This window comes from Pseudomonadota bacterium (assembly GCA_039193195.1).
In the GTDB taxonomy this organism is placed as follows: domain Bacteria; phylum Pseudomonadota; class Gammaproteobacteria; order Steroidobacterales; family JBCBZW01; genus JBCBZW01.
Genome location: JBCCWS010000002.1, coordinates 18,147 through 38,007 on the forward strand (window position 1 = coordinate 18,147; position 19,861 = coordinate 38,007).

The window sequence follows — 19,861 nt, forward strand, 5'->3', positions numbered from 1 at the left end:
GACGTGGCGCATCAGCAACGTGTGACCCGGACACCGCTCGTCTAGTGGCGTAAAGCACGGGCTGTGCGGCGTAGCCATCGACAGGTGCTGTTAATGGTGGCGGGGCGGATCGAACCACCGACACGCGGATTTTCAAGACGAGTCTGCGCTGGTTGCGGCGTGTGGCCGTGTGCGCGGATTTCGCTTCCAAGACCCTGACTGAGCGTGCTTCAGCGGCACTGGTGTGTCGCGGTGTGATGCCGGTGACCACCCCGAACTGTGACTAGTTGGGCAGGCTGAACTAGACGAGCCTGAGAAGGCGTCGGTCCCTCTCGCGCGGCACCAACTTGCAGGCACAGGTGTTGAGAAGCTGGCGAACGATCGATCGCGTCTGGGGCCGCTACTTGAGGGGTTCGTATTCTCGGAACTCGCGAAGCTGATAGGCCAGAGTGTGGACCCGCCACTACTGAGCCACTATCGGGATCGAGACCAGACGGAAGTGGACGTCGTTCTCGAGCGCGGCGGGCGCCTCATCGGAGTCGAGGTGAAGGCTGCCGCTACCGCCAAGCCGGCGGACCCCAACGGTCTTAGGCGTCTGCGCGAGGCGACAGGCGAGGAATTTGCCCGCGGTATCGTTCTGCACGATGGCGATCGTGTGCAGCGCCTAAGCGATCGACTATTCGCTATGCCTGTCAGCCAGCTATGGACGACACCCGAACGCTAACGGGCTACTTCCATCGTTAACCAGCGCTCCGGAGGGCCGGGCGGTGGGGTCTCTGGTGAGGCTAGTGGCCGGCGCTCGCCGCCGGTCCGGATACCGTAACCAAGGTTTGCTGGGAATAATTTGGTGGCCAGGGGCGGAATCGAACCACCGACACGCGGATTTTCAATCCGCTGCTCTACCAACTGAGCTACCTGGCCAGACGAGAAGCGTTGAATCCCGTTCGAGGGGACCCTCGAAAGGCCCGCTAGTATCAGGCTAGGCCAGCCGTCCGTCAACCGATCCCGTCGGCCTCCGCCCTGACGCCCGGAGAATCCGCCGTCTGCATCCCACCCGGCCGCCGATCCACCCACACCAGCACAGCTGGCAGCAACAAAAAGTCCACTACCAGCGCCAATGCCAGCGTCAACGCCAGCATTGTGCCCGTATCCACCGTCGGTCCGAAATGGGAGAACCCTAGCAGCGAAAAACCCGCCACCAGTACCAGCGTGGTAATGGTCAGGGCCACCCCCACCGTCTCGAAGGCATAGCGGATCGCCTCCGGCGCGTCCCAGCCGCGCTCGCGCCTCGCGCGCAGGTACTTCGACAAGAAATGCACCGTGTCATCCACCACGATGCCAAGGCTCATGGTGATGACGACCGACACGGCGAGGTTCACTTCGCCCACGGTCACTCCCCACAGGGCAAATGCCAAAAGCGCGGGCACGAGGTTCGGCACCATGCTGACCACGCCCATTCGCCAGGAGCGCAGGGTCAATACCAGCACGATGCTGATCAGGGCCAGGGCCACGGCCGTGCCCTTGAGCATGGCGCGGATGTTGCGCTGGTTGAGGTGAGCAAACATGACGTCCACGCCGGTGCCATTGCCAGCGGTCACGGTGGTCGTGTTGGCCGCTAGCCAGTCGCGGGCGCGGGCCTCGAGAGCCAGCAGCTCGTCCGAATCGGTCTTGGTGAGGAACACCTGCATGCGGCTCGCCGAGCGATCGATGTCCAGGGTGCTATCGAGGCCCTGCCCCTGAGGGAGCGAAAGCTCGTAGAGCAGCAGGTACTGGGCAGCTAGGGCGCGGTCGTCGGGCAGGCGATACCAGCTGGGATCATCGCCGTGCAGGTTGCGGTTCAGGCGCTTCATGATGTCGGCGAAGCTGCTCACGTTGACAACGTTGGGCTGCTCGCGCATCCATGCCGCAAAGCGATCGAGATCGTCCAAGTAAACGGGATTGTTCACTCCATCAGCAACGCCGGACTCTATCGAGTATTCGAGGGCGTCGACGCCGCTGATGTCGCGATTGATGATCTCCAGCGCCTGCCTGTATTCAAAGCTCGTATCAAAGTACTCGAACCAGCGCTCGGTGAGCCTATTGCCAGCCAGGCCCGCGAAGGACAGGGGTAACGCCACGGCAAACACCACCAGTAGCAGGCGGCGTCGCGCGAGCACCCAATCCGCAAAGGCACGCATACGCTGCGCCCGGCCGCGGCCGCTGAGCTCTGGTCCGCCGCGCATGAACCAGCGCGCAGGCAGCACGATCAGCACCGCTGGCACCAGCACGATGCTGTACACGAAGGCAAAGCCGACACCGACCGCCACCATATTGCCGAGCGCCTGGTAGGGCGGCGAATCGCTGAAGTTGAGCCCGAGCACCCCAATACTCGTGGTGAGACTGGTGATGAACACGGGCTCGAGGTTGATCCGCATCGCCTCCACCAGAGCCTCGCGCTTGGAACTGCCGACACGCAGCTGGTGCGAATAGCTAACGAGAATATGCACTACGTCAGCCACGGCAATGGTCATGACGATCGTGGGCACGAAGCCAGCGACGGACGCAAGCACCGTGCTACGCCAACCGAACACCCCCATGGCAGAGGTCACCGAGAGCAGCACCACGAGCATGGTCACGCCCATGGCGGGCAGGCTCGCAAAGAGCAGCCACAAGCCGAGGGCGATCGTGAGCACCGTAAGCGGGATCAGGGTAGTGAAGTCGCTGGCCACCGCTTCGCCCAGCACCACGTTGGTCACCACGGTGCCGGACAGGGAGAGGTCTATTCCTGGCCAGGAAGCCTCGAACTCGTCGCGAAGCTCGCGCGCTGCCGTCACCACTTCGCGGTACACCTCGTTGCTCACAGGCTTCGGCAACGCCAGGCGAATGAACACGGTGGTGGCGCGGGCGCCTTCGGCCGCGTAGCGGTTGAGGGTCTCGGGGCTGCTGAGCACGACGCGTCGCGCAGCGTCCGCCTGGGCTTGGGTCACCGCGCCACGCATTGGAATCAGCGGCGCCACCTGCAGCTCATCCCCTTGCGACTTCGAATGCTGATAGGTAGCCAGGGAAAGCACGCGTTGCGAGTAGGGCAGCTGCCACGTCTGCTCGCTAAGGCTGCGCAGCGCTTCGAGCGTACGCGGCGTGAAGACATCACCTTTCTCTGGCACCAACACGAAACCTACGTAGTCCTCGCTCGAGTAAGTGCGCTCGAAGTCTTCAAGCTCCTGTAGCTTTGGGTCCCCTTCGCTAAAATAGACGTAGAGATCGTCGTCGATCGATAGGCGCGGAATACCGCCGGCGAGTACGAACCCTACTAGCAGTGAGATGAAGGTGATTGCCCAGGGGCGTTCGATGGGAAGGGAAAACATCACTCGGTAGGCGCCGAAGCGTAGTAGGCGGCAGTTCGCCAGTAGCTGGCGGGCTCGGTTAAGTTAAGACTCTGTTATAATCTCATGATCAACCCATAGCGGGGCGCTCCTGCAAGCGCTCGCCTCCCGATGTCAATTTCTACTGATCCGCCCGTCGCTGATAGCAGCGGCACAGGGCTCGCGAACTTCTATCTGCGCGTTCGTCAGCGCTCCTTGTTCCTGTGCGAGACGCTCGCACAGGAGGATACGGTCGTGCAGTCGATGCCTGACGTGAGCCCCACGAAGTGGCACCTAGCGCACACCACGTGGTTCTTCGAGCGCTTCGTGTTAAAGGCTCACGCGCCGGCTTACCGTGAGTTCGAAGCTGCCTACGATCATCTGTTCAACTCTTATTACTATACGGTTGGACAAATGTTCACACGGGCCCAGCGCGGGCTTCTCTCCCGTCCCACACTCGCGGACGTGCTGCGCTACCGCGAGCATGTGGATACCGCCGTACTCGCACTAATCGATAGCCACGGCTCGTCACAGACCCTCGAGAAGTTGCTAACGCTTGGGTTGAACCATGAGCAGCAGCATCAAGAGTTGCTGATCACCGACATCAAACACGTTTTCGCCGTGAATCCCTTGCGTCCCGTGTTTCGGGAAGCGGCGCCTTGGCCAGGCGCCAGTAACACCCCAAATCCGCTCTCCTTCGTGCCCGGCCCAGACGGGCTGATCGAATGCGGTGCCACGGGGGTGGATGGATTCTGCTTCGACAATGAGACCCCTCGCCACGAGGTGCTGGTTCGCCCCCATGCGCTCGCTAGCCGGCCGATCACGAATGGCGAGTTCCGCGAGTTCGTTCGCGATGGCGCCTATCGGGAGTGTTCACTTTGGCTCGCGGACGGGTGGACCCGCCTTCAGCAGGACGGCTGGACCCGGCCCTTCTACTGGGCTGAAGACCTCGAGGGTGAGTTCACGCTCAACGGCCAGGTGGACCTCGCACTCAATGCACCTGTCTGCCACCTCAGCTTCTACGAGGCGGATGCTTTCGCCCGCTGGGCGGGTAAGCGCTTGCCGACGGAGTTCGAGCTAGAGCTCGCCCTGACCTACGCCCCACTCGAAGGCAACTTGGCGGAGGAGGATCAGTTCCATCCCCGCGCAGCACGGCGATCCGCGCCCACGCTCGTTGACCGGCAGAAGCACCACCCCACGCCTCTCGCCCAAATCTTCGGCGACGTCTGGGAGTGGACGGCGAGCCCCTACACGCCCTACCCCGGCTTCGAGCCCCTGGCCGGCTCGCTCGGGGAGTACAACGGCAAGTTCATGTGCAGTCAGGTCGTCTTGCGTGGCGGCTCCTGCGCTACCCCACGCTCGCACCTGCGCGCCACCTACCGAAACTTCTTTTACCCCGATGCACGCTGGCAGTTCAGCGGCGTGCGTCTTGCCCACGACGCCTGAGAAGGCAAGGAAAGCACCATGGCCAAACACGGCCCCGCAGCCCCCACGCTGCTCGACCTACACCCGCAGACCGGCGATCTGCGCGACGCCATCCATCAAGGGATGCGCCGCGCGCAAAAGCGCCTTCCCACGCTGCTGCTCTACGATGAGCGCGGCTCCCAGCTATTCGATGCGATCACCGAGCTACCCGAGTACTACCCCACGCGCACGGAGCTCTCGATCATGGAGTCGAGCATGGAGGAGATCGCCTCGAGCATCGGGCGCCAGGCCTCGCTGATCGAGCTCGGCAGCGGATCGAGCATGAAGATCCGCCTACTCTTGGAGCGGGTACCGGATCTCGCCGCCTACGTTCCTGTCGATATCTCCCGAGACCACCTGATGTCCGCAGCGACCCGGCTCGCGGCGGACTACCCGGGCGTAGAGGTGCTGCCCGTGTGCGCGGACTTCAACGAACCGTTCCGCCTACCCTCACCGCGCATCGCACCGAAGCGCAACGTGGTGTACTTCCCAGGCTCGACCATCGGCAACCTCGATTTCGGCGCGGCCCACAAGCTGCTCTCGACCGTGCGCCGCATCGCCAAGCAAGGCGGCGGCGCGCTGATCGGCGCGGATCTCGTGAAGCCGCGAGAGATCCTGGTGCCAGCCTACGACGATGCTCAGGGCATCACGGCCGAGTTCAACCTCAACATCCTCACGCGCCTGAACCGCGAGTTCGACGCCAACTTCAACGTCGACCTGTTCTTCCATCGCGCCGTGTGGGACGCCACCCGCTCGCGCATGGAGATGCAGCTGGTCAGCCGCGTCGCGCAGACAGTGCAGATCGACGGCGAGGAATTCGACTTGGCCGAGGGCGAATTCATCCTCACGGAGTACTCTCACAAATACTCGCTGGAGGTATTCGCGAACCTGGCCGAGACGGCCGGGTTCCGCGTGGCCAAGGTGTGGACCGATCCGCGCCAGTGGTTCAGCTTGCAGTACCTAGAGGTCATGTAAGGTAGCCTCGGCAGTGGCGTCGACGAGCGGAACCCTGGCTGCAGCAGCGGTTGCGCTGGTCGCCGTCGGCACCCTCGTGTGGGCATTTCGCGACGATCCTCCTCCAGCGCCGCCGATCGCTACCTACGACGAGTCAGCGCCATCTGCCACGGCAGCCACTCGCCAGGTGACGCCGACACCGGCACCAGCCCCCAGCGCGCGGACATCCGTCGCCCCGCCTCAGAGCACAGAGAACCCACAGCCAGCGCAAAGCGTTGATTTCCTCACGCGACGGACGAGTGCCGACGCAGGCGATGTCGACGCCGCGTACGACGTCGGCATGGCTGCCCTTCTATGCCTCCAGTTCGGTCGGACAGTCCGTACGCAAGACGCACTGTCGGTAGTCTCACCTCCTCCCATAGACCTGTCCCAATTCGATTGCGAGGAGATCCCCGACGATCGAGCGCTAGTGGAGCGTTGGCTGCGCCAGGCCGCCGATGAAGGGCATGTGGCGGCAGCTCGCGAGTACGGCGCCGCTGCGATCCATTTTGTCGAGCGTGAAGGCGCGGAGCGCGCTGGCGATCTATCGCAGAGCGATCAGGTGGCCCTGGCCGCCAAGGAGTATCGGGCGTTGGACTATCTGGAGTTCGCCGCCACCAACGGTGACCTCGCCGCGGCCGCGCACCTCGCCTACCGCTATGCGAATGGGCTTACCCTGCCAGCCGGGCAGCAGAACGGTGGCATTCAACTGCGCGGCAGCGAACCTGAAAAGGCTCTCGCCTGGTTCTACGCCCTGCAGATCGCCGGGGACGAGCCTCTGCTGCAGACCTGGAGCGACGACCTTCGCACAGAACTAGACCCACAAGCGGTGATGGACGCGGAGGCCCAAGGCCAAGAGTTCTACTACAGCTACCTCGCTCCCGACGTGCCCTAGCTGCGACGATAGCGATCAGGACTTCTCCGGCGGCACGTAGCCCTCGGGGGCAGACGAGCCCTCGCCGAAGAAGAACTTCTCCATCTCGTCTTCCAGAAACTTGCGCGCCTTCGGCTCGAAGGGCGTGAGGCGAAACTCGTTGATCAGCATCGTCTGGTGCGCGAGCCAGCGATTCCACCCCGCCTTGGAGACGCTGGCTTGGATGCGCTCGCCGAGCTCGCCCGGGTAGGGCGCATAGCCGAGAGCTTCGCCTTCTTCGCCGGTGACCACGCATTGAACCTTGTCTATCATAGGAGGGTACCTGATGGAGTTATGAGGCTGCGTCGCCGAGGCGGGAGAGGAGCTTCTCCACGGGCGCCGCGAGGCCGATCTCGGGCAATTCGCCGACGTTATACCAGAGCCGCGAAGTGCCTTCCATGACCCCCTCGGGCGGGGCGGAGATCCGCAATACCTGCGGCGTGATGTCCAGGGCGTAGTGACTGAAGGTGTGGCGTAGCACCTGCCACTTCTGCGAGTCGCGCACCTCGGCGCGTAGCTGAGTCTCGATCCACTCGCTGGGATCCTCCTTAAGCGGCTGCTCCGGGAAGCTCCACAGGCCGCCCCAGATACCCGCCGGTGGACGCCGTTCAAGCAGCACCTGCTGCACATCCTCGCGCACCACGATCAGCATCCGCACCGTCTTTAGCGGCGTCGCCTTGCGCGGGCGCTTGTGGGGGAACTCTTCCTGGCGTTTAGCGAGCTGGGCAGCACACCCTTCCACCACCGGACAACCTCCGCAAAGCGGCTTGCTGCGCTTACAGACCATCGCACCGAGGTCCATGATCGCCTGCGTGTACGCAGCTGCGCGTTCCCGCTCTGGCGTATGGGCTTCCGCCAGGGTCCACAGGCCACGCTCCACCTTCGGGTCACCAGGCCAGCCCTCCACCAAGTGGTAGCGGGCGAGCACGCGCTTCACGTTTCCGTCGAGGATCGGGTGGCGCTGGCCGCCGGCGAGGGTGAGGATCGCCCCGGCGGTGGAACGACCAACGCCCGGCAAGGCGTGCACCTGGTCGAGCTCGTCGGGGAAAGAGCCACCGTACTTGGCCTGAATCAGCCTCGCGGCCGCGTGCAAGTTGCGGGCGCGCGCGTAGTAGCCGAGGCCCGACCAATGATGCAGAACGTCGTCTTGGGGCGCGGCGGCGAGGGCGCGCACGTCGGGGAAGCGGCGCATGAAACGTTCGTAGTAGGGGATGACCGTGGCCACCTGGGTCTGCTGCAGCATGATCTCCGAGACCCAGACGCGATAAGCCGTACGATCGCGCTGCCAGGGCAGGTCGTGGCGACCGTAGGTGGCCGCCCAGGTGAGCAGCTCGTCGGCGAAGGGCGCGCGGTCTTCGGCGCCGGGGCCTTGCGCGTCGGTCCGCTCGGTCAATCCAAAACCACCGGCAGCCCGAGAGCCCGCTGCTCCACCCGTTGCGCCGCATCGCCAGCGCCGGAGGCCAGCTTGCGCTTCACCGCCCACGGCCCCACCAGGGGCGGCACCCAGAACGGGGGCTCCATCTCCATCGAGTACAGCACGTGCGTGCCATCCTCCTCTTCGCTCAACTCCCAATGGGAGTATGAATAGGCCACTGATTCGGAATCCCCCTCGGTGCTGGACGTGGGGGCAGGCACGGCGACAGCGACGATGTCTCGCGGCCGCTCGAGCTCGAGGCGATCGTAGCGAACGATGGTCTTGCAGAAAAAGGCCACGCAGCCGCGAGCGCGCAGATAGACCAGACGCTGTGCCTCGTCCTCGGCACCCTCGACCACGCGGGTCTCCTCAAAGGTGCTGGTCAGTTCGTGGAGGCGGTCGTAGTCGATCAACACGTTGTAGACCGCCTCGATGGGCGCGTCGATGCGCGCGTGGGACGCTACGAAGTAACGCTGACCCTCGCGCTTGACCTTCAGCGACAGCATCTCCGCCGCGCTTACCGTTGGCGGCGACAGGCAGGTGGCCGCCAACAAGGCCGCGGCCGCCCCACAGACGGCTCGCGTGAACGTCGGCGTCCTAGTTGCCGCCGTCGTCATCCTCGTCTTTCTTCTTGCCTCCGCCGAAGAGACCGCCGAGCACCTTTTTGGCGACGTCCTTCTTCGAGTCGCCCTCGCCCTCGCCGCCGCCCTCGCCGCCGCCCAGCAAACGCTCTGCCAGCTTGCCCACTTCCTTCTCGGCTCGCTGCTTGGCTAAGGCCCCAAGAGTGCCGCCGAAGTCCAGCCAGCCGGGGCCCGGCTGGGACAGGCTGCCGTTGAGCACTATGGGCAGATTCACTCCGACCAGTTCATTGGCGCCGTCAGGTAGCTCCGGATTCTTCTGGAACTGCATATCGAGGCGATACTTCACCTTGTCGTCGGGAAGGTCGACGCTGCCGTCGCCGCGAACCAACATGAACGGCAGACGCACCAGCAGGTCCTCGTTTGCCATGAGGCCGTCGGTGATCTGCGCAGTCCCGCTGAGCTCGGCAAACTCCGTCCGACCTCCACCGCTGCCCTCCGGCGCCGACCCCATGCCGAGCCTCGCCATGTTCTTGCGCACCTCATGGACTACATCGATGCCCACGATCGCGCCGTCGAGGAAGGAGAACTGCGCATCGCCGTCTAGGGTATTCATGATCGCCGTCTGGGTCACTCCGGTACCCTTTAGGGTGACGCGGCCATCGAGCTGCCCCGTGAGGTTCTGCTGCTCGAAGACGTCCTTACCCAGGGCGCCGAAGTCCACCTTCTCCAAGCGCTCATTTAGGGACAGGACGGGGGTCTCGCCGCTCGCGTCGATGCGGATATCGCCCCGGTACTTGCCGCCGTACATGTCCGCCGTGGATGGGTGGATACGCAAGGTGCCATTTGACGCCTTCAGGGTAACTTCGGCGTTGGTGGCCGTGAGCCCCGAGAGCATCAGCGTGCCCAGGGACAACTTGCCGTCGATGTCCGCCTTGCGAATGTCCTCTGCGGGAATCGCCACTGCGTCCGGATCGGTGGCGACGGGCTGCTCCGGCGCCGGCGCCATGTAGCGATCGAGGATCAGCTGATCGCCCTTGAGATCGAAGCGCAAGGCCTGGCGCTCGAAGTCCGCCACGGCCAGGTCGCCCGTGAACTTCGTGTCGTCCAGGGTGAGCGCAAGGCCTGAGAAGCGGGCCGAGGTTTGCGTGATGGCGAAGTCGCCGCTGAGAGCTGCCCGCGTCAGGGCGTTCGGATCCACCGTGGGCGAGAGGGCTGCGCCCGCCTTCTCAGCCACGCGCTTAGGTGAGAACTCATCGATCGCGATATTGCCGTTGAGGTTAGGCGCACTCAGCACCTTCTTGCCCTGCAGCTCGCCGCGCATCTTCATGTCCCACGCCGTGGCCGTGAGGTTGGTGAGCGAGAGGGTCTCGGACTTCAGGTTGCCGGAGAGGCTGGTCGCCTCGATCCGCGCATCGAGGGGCTCGCCGAAGTCCCCGCTCTCCGCCTTGGCGCGAATCACGGGCGTCTTCAGCTCGAAGGGACCGGCCTTATCGACGGACAGCTGCTCAGCTTCGATCTGAAGGTTCAGCGCCGACAGGGCCTCAAGCATCTCGCCGCTCACCTGCACGGTGAGATCGGGGTTGTTCAACACTGTACGCGACTCGTTCGGGATCACCGTGCCGCGCGCGGTGACTGTGCCGGCAAGATCCGGGTTCTTCGCCTCGAGCTGCAGAGTGGTATCGATGTCGAGTGGCTGGCCGAGACGGAAGGCCCCGGTGGTGAGGTCCCAGTCTGTGATCGCGTAGCGGGTGCCCTCGCCCTTGTCCTCGTAGGAGAGCTGAGCGTCCGCGAGCTTGACGCCTCCGACGGTGACTTTCGCCAGATCGAAGTCACCCGACGAGCCGCTCGACTCAGCCGTGGTTGCCTCACCGCCGCCTTGGCCGATCGCCACTAGGTCGTCCCAGTTGTTCGTGTCGTTCGCGCCGGTAACCGCCTTCAGGTTGAGCCCTTCCAGGCGCACCTCACCCACTTCCACCTTGCCCGTAAACAGGGGCACCAGGCGGACACTAGCCGCGGCATTATCGAAGGAGAGGAAGGGCTGCTCACCCCAGCCCTCGCCGTCGGCCAGGCGCGTGGCGCCAAGTGAGAACCCGACGTAGGGGAAAACGCTGAGTTTGATGTCACCCTCAATCGTCAGCTCCCGCCCAGTTTGCTCCTTGGTGGCGGCAACTAGCTGTTCCTTGAGATCGTTGGGATCGAAGGTGGCGACGAAGATCCCTACGGCGCCAACCACCAACAAGACCACCACACCGATCGCGATCGCGACCCACCGGATAAGACTGCCCATGAAACCTCTATTCCTCTGTCGCTCGATGGCACCACACGCAGTGCCGGGATAATTGGTGTCACCATAAGCCCGAAGCGTCAGAAAATACACGCCAAGGAAGTGACACTGAGTAACAGAACTGCGCTAGTTATGTCTGCTCAGATGGTTTAAGTTATTAGCGGATCAAGGAAAAATCGGGGCCTGTGAATAGCGTCACTGCAATGACACCCCCCTGACGGATACCGTGCACTCGTTCGTTTTGACGCGTTGACTGGGAGTCATCGAGTGAGACACCTAGAAGCTTTCCGCCGCTATGGTCTTTTTGTAGATCGAAGCGTCACGCAGCCCCGAAAGGAGCGCCCCGGTGGCCAAGGCCGGGAACTGCCTGTGAAGAGCTGGGACGACTACAAAGATTGGTGCCAGCAGGTGCGCGACAACTGGGATGAGGAAGATGAGCGTTCCGCCAATCCTCGCCGCGCCAACCACTACGCCGAATGGGGTCGTTGATCGACCCCTGATTGATGGGCCTTCGTCGGCCTATCCCCGGCGCTGACACTACTGCCTAACGCTCCTCCTTCGCTGCTATATTGCCGCCCACACCTCGTGTCCGCGGCCTGGCGAAGGAAAGCGTAGTGGCCTCACCGTCTCCCCTCATCCACCCCACCGCCTGCATCGCGCCCTCGGCCCAACTCGCCGACGAGGTGCGTGTGGGGCCGTACGCCGTCATCGAGGACGATGTGGTCATCGGTGCGGGCTGCGAGATCGGGCCGCACTGCGTCCTACGCCGCTGGACCCGCCTCGGCGAACGCAATCAGCTTGCCGCCCACGTCGTGCTTGGCGAACCCCCTCAGCATCGCGGCTACGACGGCAGCGAGACCTGGCTACTTATCGGCAAAGACAACGTTATCCGCGAAGGCGTCACGATCAACCGTGCCTACGAGCCTGGCGGCGCCACGCGCATAGGCTCACACGGCTACTTCATGGGTTACGCTCACATCGCCCACGACTGCATCATCGGCGATGAGGTCACGATGACCAACTACGCGGGTATCGCAGGACACGTGGAGGTGGGTGACGGCGTCACCATCGGCGGTGGCGCGCTCGTGCACCAGTTCGTGCGCATCGGCGCCTTCGCCATGCTGGGCGGCCAGGCCGCCGTGCGCAAAGATCTACTGCCCTACACGCTTGCGAGCGGCGATCCCTGCCGCCACTTCCGCCTGAATACGATTGGCCTACGCCGCCGCGGGATCAGCGGTGCCCGTTACCGAGCACTGGAAGGCGCCATGCGGGCGCTACGCGCCGGCGACGAACTGCCCGCCGCTGATGGCAATGAGACGGAAGAGCTTCAGCGCCTGCGTGCCTTTGTGGAAAGCTCGAAGCGCGGCATCAGCGGATGGGCAGGTGACTAACTCTAGATGCCGTGCTAGCTGGCAGTGTTGGCTGGCTCACTATCTCCGGATGTAAGCTCCAGTGATTTTCGGCATATCCCACTGCGGGCAGCCATCCGTGACGAACAGGCGCACCTCTTGGCCTGCCGCAAGCGCGGCGAGCAGCATGCTAAATGTCCTTTCGTCTCTTCCAGTTGTTACATCAAAGAGAAAACGGTCCTTGTCAGTACAACTGGTGGGATTGTTTGGCAGCGTAGCTACTATGAGCACGTCTGCGGTGCCAGTTGCCGGCTGTTGACTGATCTCAGTGATGAGCCCCCAGCCCGTCCAGCCGGCGGAGTGCGAAGCCGCGCTTGCTAGGAAGGCCAGGATTCCAACGCCAATTGCACGAATACGCATTTTTGCTTCCTCGCAGGATGCCTTCGGCGATCTCGTCGCCAACGGACGCACAGGCCAGCCTTGACCCTATCGACCGAGGTCTATTACATCAACGGAGACGGTAGTAGACTCCTTTCACCCAATCAAGGTGAAAGGTGGATGTTACGATTGACGGGCTTCGTGCGCTTCATCGGGACCGCCCACCTCGCGCAGCATCGGACGAACCAAGCCGACTCGCCCGTGCTACTGCACGGGAATGGGTGACACGGTAACGGCCTACGCTCAAGGGAAAAACTAGCTCGCCGAGATCAGCCGGCTGATCTCCACCGCCGTCTCCAGGGCTCGCCGCCCCTGCTCGCCGGTCACCCGAGGTTGACCACCGCTCGCGATAGCGCCGAGGAAGTCCTCGATTTCGAGCTTGAGGGCATCGTACTCCGGATACTCGAACTGCTCGATCTCGAGCTTGGGCCCATCCCCCGCGGGGGGCGGCTGCTTGGTGGCGATCTTCAGGTAGCGCAGGTGCAGATCGGCAGACATGTAGGCGTTCTGCTGGAACATGCGGATCTTGCGCTCGGTCTTGGTGCTGACTCGACTAGCCGTGAGGTTAGCCACGCACCCGCCCTCGAACTGCAGCCGCGCGTTCACGATGTCCGGCTTGTCCGAGAACACCACCGTGCCGTTGGCCACCACGTCGACGATCGGCCGATCGGTGAGGGTCTGCACGATGTCGATGTCATGGATCATGAGGTCTAGCACCACGTCCACCTCGACGCCGCGCTCACGGAAGGGCGCCACGCGGTAGGTTTCGAAGAACTGCGGGCCGTCGGCGCGCTCCTCCATCGCCTCCGTCGCCGGGTTGAAGCGCTCCAGGTGACCGATCTGCAAGACCACACCTTTGGCCTTGGCCAGAGCGATGAGCTCATCAGCGTGCTCCACGGTGACGGTCATCGGCTTCTCGAGGAGCACGTGCTTACCGGCGTCGAGGAAGGTGCGCGCGATCTCGTAGTGGGAGGTGGTGGGCGTGACGACGGTGACCGCATCCACCTTATCGATCAGCTCACGGTAGTCACCCGTTACCTGCACGCCGTCGTACGCCGCCGCGGCTGCCTCGCGCGCGTCGGTGCTCACGTCGGCGATGCCCACTAGGGTGACCTGCTCGTTCTGGGCCAGCTTCTGTGCATGGAACTTGCCCAGGTATCCCATGCCAATGACCGCGGCTTTCACTTGCGCGTGCGTCCTTCTGCCGTTTGCTGTGCAGCGCGCAGTATACGCCGGTGCGCTCAGGCGCAGGGGCTACGCCGAAAACGTGTCGCATGGCGATCCCGCCCGTCGGGCGTCCGCGGCTGACAACGCGGACACCAATAGGTCGAACGGTGGTTCACGCCCATACGTTTGGCCGCAATGCGCGTGCGCCCGCAGCGCAGGCAGGATTGGCCTGACCGGCCGTACACCCACAGGCGCCCCCGACCGTCCTCGATGTCTCGCGTGACACGGCGGCCGCCGTGCAGGTTGGCGCGCAGGAGCTTTGCTGCCAGGGTCCAGAGCTTCAGAAGCTGCTCGTCGCTGACCTCGCTCAGGGGCGTCCAGGGATTGCAGCGCTCCAGGAACAGCACCTCGGATTTGTAGACGTTACCTACGCCGCACGCCAGGCGCTGGTCGAGCATCACGTCGGCCAGCAGCTGGTCGGGGTCGCCCACCTCGCGCGTGCGCGCCACGAGCAACGCCGGCGCCGGGGTGTCGGCGATGAGGTCCGGGCCTAGGCGGGCCACGAAGTTGGCGTTGCGAATGCCCGCCGTGCGCAAGCACTCCACTTCCTTCGCATTGAAGCAGACGAACTCATCCTGCGCCGTCGCCAGGATCAGCGAGGCCTGGCGCCGCGGCCGCTTCCAGGGCTTGCCTACCGGGTAACGGTGCCAGCTGCCGTGCATGCCGAGGTGGGAGCGCAGGGAGCGATCGCCCTCGAGGCTGATCACCAGGTGCTTGCCGAGGGCGTCGACGTCGAGCACCCGTGCGCCGCGCAGGCGGCTCAGATCGAGATCGCGCGCCCAGACGTCGGCGAGCGTGGCGTCCCGGAGGCGCGGTCGCATCGCCGCCGCTACCTTATGAATCGTATCGCCTTCAGGCATCCCGGCTCCGCACTGCTAGCGCGCGAAGGAACGGCCGCGGCCCGTGCCGCGCGGTCGCGAACCGCGGCGACTGCCGCCGCGCCCACTGCCCGGCGCAGTGAGGCCACGCTCCGGCAGGAAGCCCTTGTGATCGCGCACGAAACCGTGCTCGAGCACCGTGTCCGCCAGCACCGACTCGTGCGCCGGTGTCGCGTCGATCTGCTCGACATGAAAGGCCTTGCCCTTGGTTACGGGGATGCGGTGGAGCGCTTGTAGGGCGAGCTCGAGCTCACCGCGATCGCTACCTAAGGTGTCGGTGAACGTCGCCAGCTGGCGGCCGCCCACGCCCACCCAGAGCACCGGACGCCCGTCGACCAGCACCACCCAGGTGCCCGCCGCGCGACGCGGGCGCAGGGCCTCGCCAGCGCTGGTCTCGGGCCAGGCCAGGAGCGCGCCCCAGACGTTCGCAGGATCCTGGCTGGCGAGGAGCAGGACGTCGTCCTCGTCGTAGCGATCGGGCTGCTCATCGTCGTAGCGGGCCCCCTCGTCGCCCTGGCGGGCGGCGCGCAGGCGATCGACGGCGCCAGGCTCTGCGAACTGCGCGCCCGACAGGCCTTCGACGAAGTAGCCACGGCGCACGCGGCCCGCATCCTCCATCCCCTGCAGCACGCGGTAGAGGGGACTGAAGCCACCGCTAAGGCCTTCGCTCTGCACCGCCTCGCGGCTGACGATGCCGTAGCGATCGAGGAGCATGCGGGCGCGATTAACCGCGCGCTCCGTGTCGTTGAGCGACGGGTCCACGAGGCCGCTGACCAGGGACCAGCGACCACCCGCCAAGGCTTCGTGAGCACCGCGACGGCTGCGACGGGGCGTACGCCGGCCGATGCCGCGCAGGGGGGCGAAGGTGTCGTTGGTGACGAGGCCCGCCCACACGAGATCCCACAGGGCCGCCTTGAAGTCCTCCATCGCGAGGCCCGGCTTCGCCTCGCGCGCGGCATCTGTGAGTTCGGAGAGGAAGGAGGCGCCGCGATTCGTCAGGTGCTTGAGGAGCGCGTCGTGCACCTCATCGGTGGTCTCCATGGGCACCGGCGTCTCCAGGAGTCGGCGCGCGTTGGCGCGGCGATAGAGGGCGATGCGGCCGTCGGAACCGCCGAGGGGCGCACAGCCGATCCAAATCACTTCGCCGCTCGCGCACAGCATGTCCAGCAGCTGAGGATCGAAGTCCGGCACGCGCGCCGGCAGGAGCACCTGCGACAGGAGGGACCACGGCAGCGCCATCCCCTCCAGCTGACCGATCACTTCCAGTAGGCGCGCGGCACCGCGGCCCTCTCCACCTGCACCCACACCGTGCCAGCGGGGGAGGAAACGCCCGAGAGCCGCACCGTCCACAGCGGCGACCTCGTTGCGCAGGCGTGCCAGCGTGCGCCGCTTCAGGCGCCGTAGCACCTCGTTGTCGCACCACTCGCGCTCCGCACCGCCCGGCCGCAGCTCGCCGTTGACCAGGACCCCGCCGCTGGTCAGCCCGCGCAGGACGGCGTCTAGCTGCGCCGGGCGCAGGTGGAATCGTGCCGCGACTTCGCGCGTGGTGAAGGGCCCGTGGGTGCGCGCGTAGCGGCGGATCAGCTGATCCAGCGGCGCCTCCTGGGCGGCGATGAACCGCTCGGGCAGACCCGGCGGTGGCATGCAACCAAGGGCGTCACGGTAGGCGCCCGCGTCCTCCGCGGCGATCCAGTAGCGCTCGCCGCCGAGCGTGACGTTCACGGCGCGACGCGAGTTCTCTAGGGCGACGAGCCAGGTGCCCACTTGGTCCGGCGTCTGTGTGCGGGCGCGCAGCTCGTCCTCGTCCAGGTGGCCGAGGCGGCGGAGAAGATCATGCACCTCGTTCTCATCTCGCGCCTGGCGCTCGGGCGTGAGGGCTTGCAGCTCTTGCTCCACGTCTGCCAGGACGGCCGGGTCGAGGAGCTCACGCAGCTCCGCCTGACCGAGCAATTCCGATAGGAGGTTAAGATCGAGGGTGAGCGCCTGGGCCTTGCGCTCGGCCAGGGGGGCGTCCTGCTCGTACAGGTAGGCCGCCACGTAGGCGAAGACGAGGGAACGGGCGAAGGGCGACGCAGAGCGCGTCTCCACATCGTCCACCCTCACCTCACGGGCGCGGATCTGGCGTAGGAGATCTTTCAAACCCGGCAGATCGAACACCTCCGTCATCGCTTGACGGTAGGTCTCGAGCACCATCGGGAAACTCGGGTAACGCAGGGCGACGGCCAGCAGCTCGCGCGACTTCAGGCGCTGGGCCCACAGGGGGTTGCGCGACTTCGGGTTGCGCCTGGCCAGGAGCAGGGAGCGCACGGCGTTCTCCCGGAAGAGCGAGGCGAACATGCTGGTGCCCGACAGCACCTGGGTGACCAGCTCGTCCAGCTCCTCGGGCTCCGGGATCAGGGCGTCGGTGTCGGGCAGTTCCTCGGCATCGGCCAGGCGCAGGACCAAGCCATCGTCCGTGTACATGATCTGCACGTCGAAGCCCGCGTGTTCGCCGAAGCGCTGTTGCAGGGCCATGGCCCAGGGGGCGTGCAGGCGCGAGCCGAAGGGGGTGAGGATGCAGACGCGCCAGTCGCCCAGCTCGTCGCGGAAGCGCTCGATGGTGATGCGCTTGTCCGTGGGTAAGGTGCCCGTGTGCTCGCGCTGCTCCGTGACGTAGTCAACGATGTTGTCAGCCGCGTAGTCGTCGAGGGGCACCTGCTCCATGACCCACGCGCGGGCGCGGTCGCGGGAGCGCTCGCCGATCTGACGGGTGAAGGCACCGAGGGCGCGGCCGAGTTCCACCGGGCGGCCCGGGCCGTCGCCGCGCCAGAACGGGAGGCGGCCCGGTTCGCCTGGCGCGGGGGCGACGAGCACGCGGTCACGGTTGATGCCCTCCACGCGCCAGCTGCTCGCGCCGAGGAGGATGACGTCGCCCGGGCGGGTCTCGAAGACCATCTCCTCGTCGAGTTCGCCGACGCGGGGGCCACCTTCGCCGAGGAAGACGCCGTAGTAGCCGCGGTCCGGGATGGTGCCCGCGTTCATGCGCGAGACCATGGGCGTGCCGCGGCGGGCGGTAAGTTCGTCGGTGCTGCGATCCCAGCTCAGGCGGGCGCGCAGGTCGGCGAACTCGGACGATGGGTAGGTGCCCGACAGCATCTCCAACACGGCGTTGAGGGCGTCGTCGGAAAGCTCGCGGTAGCCCCAGGCGCGGCGGATGATGCGCTTGAGGCCCTCTGTCGAGCGTGGCGCGTCCACGCACATGGCGATGATCTGCTGGGCCAGCACGTCGAGGGCGTTGCTGGGCACGCTGATCGCCTCGATGCTGCCCGTGAGCATGCGCGAGGAGATCACGGCGCACTCGAGGAGGTCGCCGCGGAACTTCGGGTAAATGTAGCCGAGGCTCTCGCCGCCCACCTGGTGGCTGGCGCGGCCGACGCGTTGCAGGCCGCGAGAGACCGCGCCTGGGGATTCGACGAGCAGGACTTGGTCGACCGCGCCCATGTCGATGCCGAGCTCTAGCGATGACGTGGCGACGATGGCCGGCAGGGCGCCGCTCTTCAGTCCTTCTTCGATCTCCGCGCGCTTCTCGTGGGAGACGCTGCCGTGGTGGGCGCGGACGAGTTCTTCCTCGGCGATGTCGTTGAGGCGTTGGCAGAGGCGTTCGCAGAGGCCGCGACTGTTAACGAAAACGATCGTCGAGCGCGCTTCGCGGATGCGGCGAATGAGCTCCGGGTACATCGCGGGCCAGATGCCGCGCTCCGTTTGCGGGGTGGCGACCTCGCGGGCGTAGAGTTCGCCGAGGATGGAGCCGCCTTCGTCTTCGGCCGGTTCGTGGCGTTCGTCCGCGTGTTGCATGTCTGGGACGGGGACGGAGACCTGGAGCTTGAGGCGTGGGGGTGCGGCGGCATCGACGATTTCGACTTCGCGATCGCCGCCTAGGTAGGCGGCTACCTGGTCGAGGGGGCGGACGGTGGCGGAGAGGCCGATGCGTTGGGGGTCGCGGTCGCATAGGGCGCTGAGGCGTTCTAGGGACAGCGCTAGGTGGGCGCCTCGCTTGTTGGGGGCTAGGGCGTGGACCTCGTCGATGATGACGGTCTCTACGCTGGCTAGGGTGGCGCGGGCCTTGGAGCCTAGGAGGAGGAAGAGGGACTCTGGCGTGGTGACCAGGATCTCGGCTGGGTCGCGTTGTTGGCGTTGGCGGTCGCGTTGGGGGGTGTCGCCGGTGCGGATGTCTACGCGCGGGGTGTGGTAGGGGTGATCAAGGCGATCTGCCGTTCGGGCAATGCCGGCGAGGGGGGCGCGGAGGTTGCGTTCGATGTCGTAGACGAGGGCTTTGAGGGGGGAGATGTAGAGCAGGCGGACGCCGGATTCGGCGTCCTCGTCGACCCGAGCGGGGGAATTCGCCGCCAGGCGATCGATTGCCCAGAGGAATGCGGCCAGCGTCTTGCCGCTTCCCGTGGGGGCGACCAGTAGTGCACTCGCTCCGCGCGCAATGACGGGCCAGCCGCGAGCCTGAACGTTGGTGGCGTGCGGGAACTGTTCTTCGAACCACGCGCGGGTGGGACTCGCGAATTGCTCTAGCGGGGATGGTAGCGCCTTACTCATGGGATATCAGTTTAGCGCGCGGCAAGAGCAGTCTTTAACGCCAGTTGTGCCGTAAATTCGATGTCTAGGCGCGGCTTCGCGGTGTAGCGGCAGGTGACCTACGGCGAAAAAAAGCCTCGACCGTATGACTCCGTATCAAGTCGCGCCGGATCGATGACTCGCTGCCGTGCGCAGCTGAACAAGGAGGTGCTCTCGGCAGCATTGACCCGGAGGGCGACCGAAATCGCCGGCCGCCTACTCCATTGTGACGAGCACAACCTTGATGTGCCCCTTGGGCCGGCACCCAGAACCCAGCACGCCGTTAGGAGTCTGCTTATCTCTACAACGGCTCAAAATGCAACACCGGATGGACGACTCACGACCAAGCATTCGGAACCAGCAGCCAGCGATCCGGAGAAACTGCGGAAAGTACCCGA

13 protein-coding genes, 1 tRNA gene and 1 pseudogene are annotated in these 19,861 nt (G+C 65.2%); 5 read left to right on the top strand and 10 right to left on the bottom strand.

Annotation, left to right across the window (positions count from 1 at the left end; genetic code table 11):
• Nucleotides 1-331 precede the first annotated feature (331 nt).
• Nucleotides 332-703 (top strand): annotated as a pseudogene (locus AAGA68_02395) (DUF4143 domain-containing protein).
• Nucleotides 704-824: 121 nt separating this feature from the next.
• On the opposite strand, the gene AAGA68_02400 reads toward AAGA68_02395, so the two are convergent.
• Nucleotides 825-900: transfer RNA gene (locus AAGA68_02400), tRNA-Phe, on the bottom strand.
• A gap of 74 nt (nt 901-974) precedes the next feature.
• The gene (locus tag AAGA68_02405) at nt 975-3,323 is read right to left on the bottom strand and encodes an MMPL family transporter (GenBank protein MEM9383882.1); all 2,349 of its coding nucleotides are present in this window, start codon (nt 3,321-3,323) and stop codon (nt 975-977) included.
• Between the two features lie 129 nt (nt 3,324-3,452).
• On the opposite strand from AAGA68_02405, the gene egtB reads away from it, so the two are divergent.
• Genes egtB through AAGA68_02420 form a run of 3 tightly spaced genes read left to right on the top strand, consistent with a single transcriptional unit; the run spans nt 3,453 to nt 6,672 of the window.
• The gene (gene egtB, locus AAGA68_02410; protein ID MEM9383883.1) at nt 3,453-4,766 is read left to right on the top strand and encodes an ergothioneine biosynthesis protein EgtB; all 1,314 of its coding nucleotides are present in this window, start codon (nt 3,453-3,455) and stop codon (nt 4,764-4,766) included.
• A gap of 18 nt (nt 4,767-4,784) precedes the next feature.
• Nucleotides 4,785-5,759 carry an L-histidine N(alpha)-methyltransferase gene (gene egtD, locus AAGA68_02415; GenBank protein ID MEM9383884.1) on the top strand — a complete coding sequence of 325 codons (975 nt, stop codon included), beginning with the start codon at nt 4,785-4,787 and terminating at the stop codon, nt 5,757-5,759.
• Between the two features lie 13 nt (nt 5,760-5,772).
• Nucleotides 5,773-6,672 carry a hypothetical protein gene (locus tag AAGA68_02420; protein ID MEM9383885.1) on the top strand — a complete coding sequence of 300 codons (900 nt, stop codon included), beginning with the start codon at nt 5,773-5,775 and terminating at the stop codon, nt 6,670-6,672.
• A gap of 15 nt (nt 6,673-6,687) precedes the next feature.
• Here AAGA68_02420 and AAGA68_02425 read toward each other — a convergent pair whose 3' ends face one another.
• The 4 genes from AAGA68_02425 to AAGA68_02440 are packed head-to-tail and all read right to left on the bottom strand — an operon-like array spanning nt 6,688 to nt 10,972.
• Nucleotides 6,688-6,963 (bottom strand): oxidative damage protection protein, encoded by a 276-nt coding sequence (locus tag AAGA68_02425; protein MEM9383886.1) that lies wholly within the window; start codon nt 6,961-6,963, stop codon nt 6,688-6,690.
• Between the two features lie 19 nt (nt 6,964-6,982).
• Nucleotides 6,983-8,083, bottom strand: coding sequence for an A/G-specific adenine glycosylase (gene mutY / locus AAGA68_02430; GenBank protein ID MEM9383887.1), 1,101 nt, complete (start codon nt 8,081-8,083; stop codon nt 6,983-6,985).
• The gene (locus tag AAGA68_02435; GenBank protein MEM9383888.1) at nt 8,080-8,721 is read right to left on the bottom strand and encodes an SRPBCC family protein; all 642 of its coding nucleotides are present in this window, start codon (nt 8,719-8,721) and stop codon (nt 8,080-8,082) included. Before AAGA68_02435 ends, mutY begins: the two co-directional genes overlap by 4 nt.
• Complete coding sequence (locus tag AAGA68_02440; protein ID MEM9383889.1) at nt 8,702-10,972, bottom strand: AsmA family protein; 2,271 nt, start codon at nt 10,970-10,972, stop codon at nt 8,702-8,704. Before AAGA68_02440 ends, AAGA68_02435 begins: the two co-directional genes overlap by 20 nt.
• 611 nt (nt 10,973-11,583) lie before the next feature.
• On the opposite strand from AAGA68_02440, the gene lpxA reads away from it, so the two are divergent.
• Complete coding sequence (gene lpxA, locus AAGA68_02445; protein MEM9383890.1) at nt 11,584-12,360, top strand: acyl-ACP--UDP-N-acetylglucosamine O-acyltransferase; 777 nt, start codon at nt 11,584-11,586, stop codon at nt 12,358-12,360.
• Between the two features lie 39 nt (nt 12,361-12,399).
• Here lpxA and AAGA68_02450 read toward each other — a convergent pair whose 3' ends face one another.
• From AAGA68_02450 to AAGA68_02465, 4 genes are all read right to left on the bottom strand, one after another.
• Nucleotides 12,400-12,738 carry a hypothetical protein gene (locus AAGA68_02450; GenBank protein MEM9383891.1) on the bottom strand — a complete coding sequence of 113 codons (339 nt, stop codon included), beginning with the start codon at nt 12,736-12,738 and terminating at the stop codon, nt 12,400-12,402.
• Nucleotides 12,739-13,011: 273 nt separating this feature from the next.
• Entirely contained in the window at nt 13,012-13,941 is a 930-nt protein-coding gene (locus AAGA68_02455) for a Gfo/Idh/MocA family oxidoreductase (GenBank protein ID MEM9383892.1), read from the bottom strand.
• A gap of 56 nt (nt 13,942-13,997) precedes the next feature.
• Complete coding sequence (locus tag AAGA68_02460; GenBank protein MEM9383893.1) at nt 13,998-14,843, bottom strand: DNA-formamidopyrimidine glycosylase family protein; 846 nt, start codon at nt 14,841-14,843, stop codon at nt 13,998-14,000.
• Nucleotides 14,844-14,858: 15 nt separating this feature from the next.
• Complete coding sequence (locus tag AAGA68_02465; protein ID MEM9383894.1) at nt 14,859-19,445, bottom strand: crosslink repair DNA glycosylase YcaQ family protein; 4,587 nt, start codon at nt 19,443-19,445, stop codon at nt 14,859-14,861.
• Between the last annotated feature and the right edge of the window lie 416 nt (nt 19,446-19,861).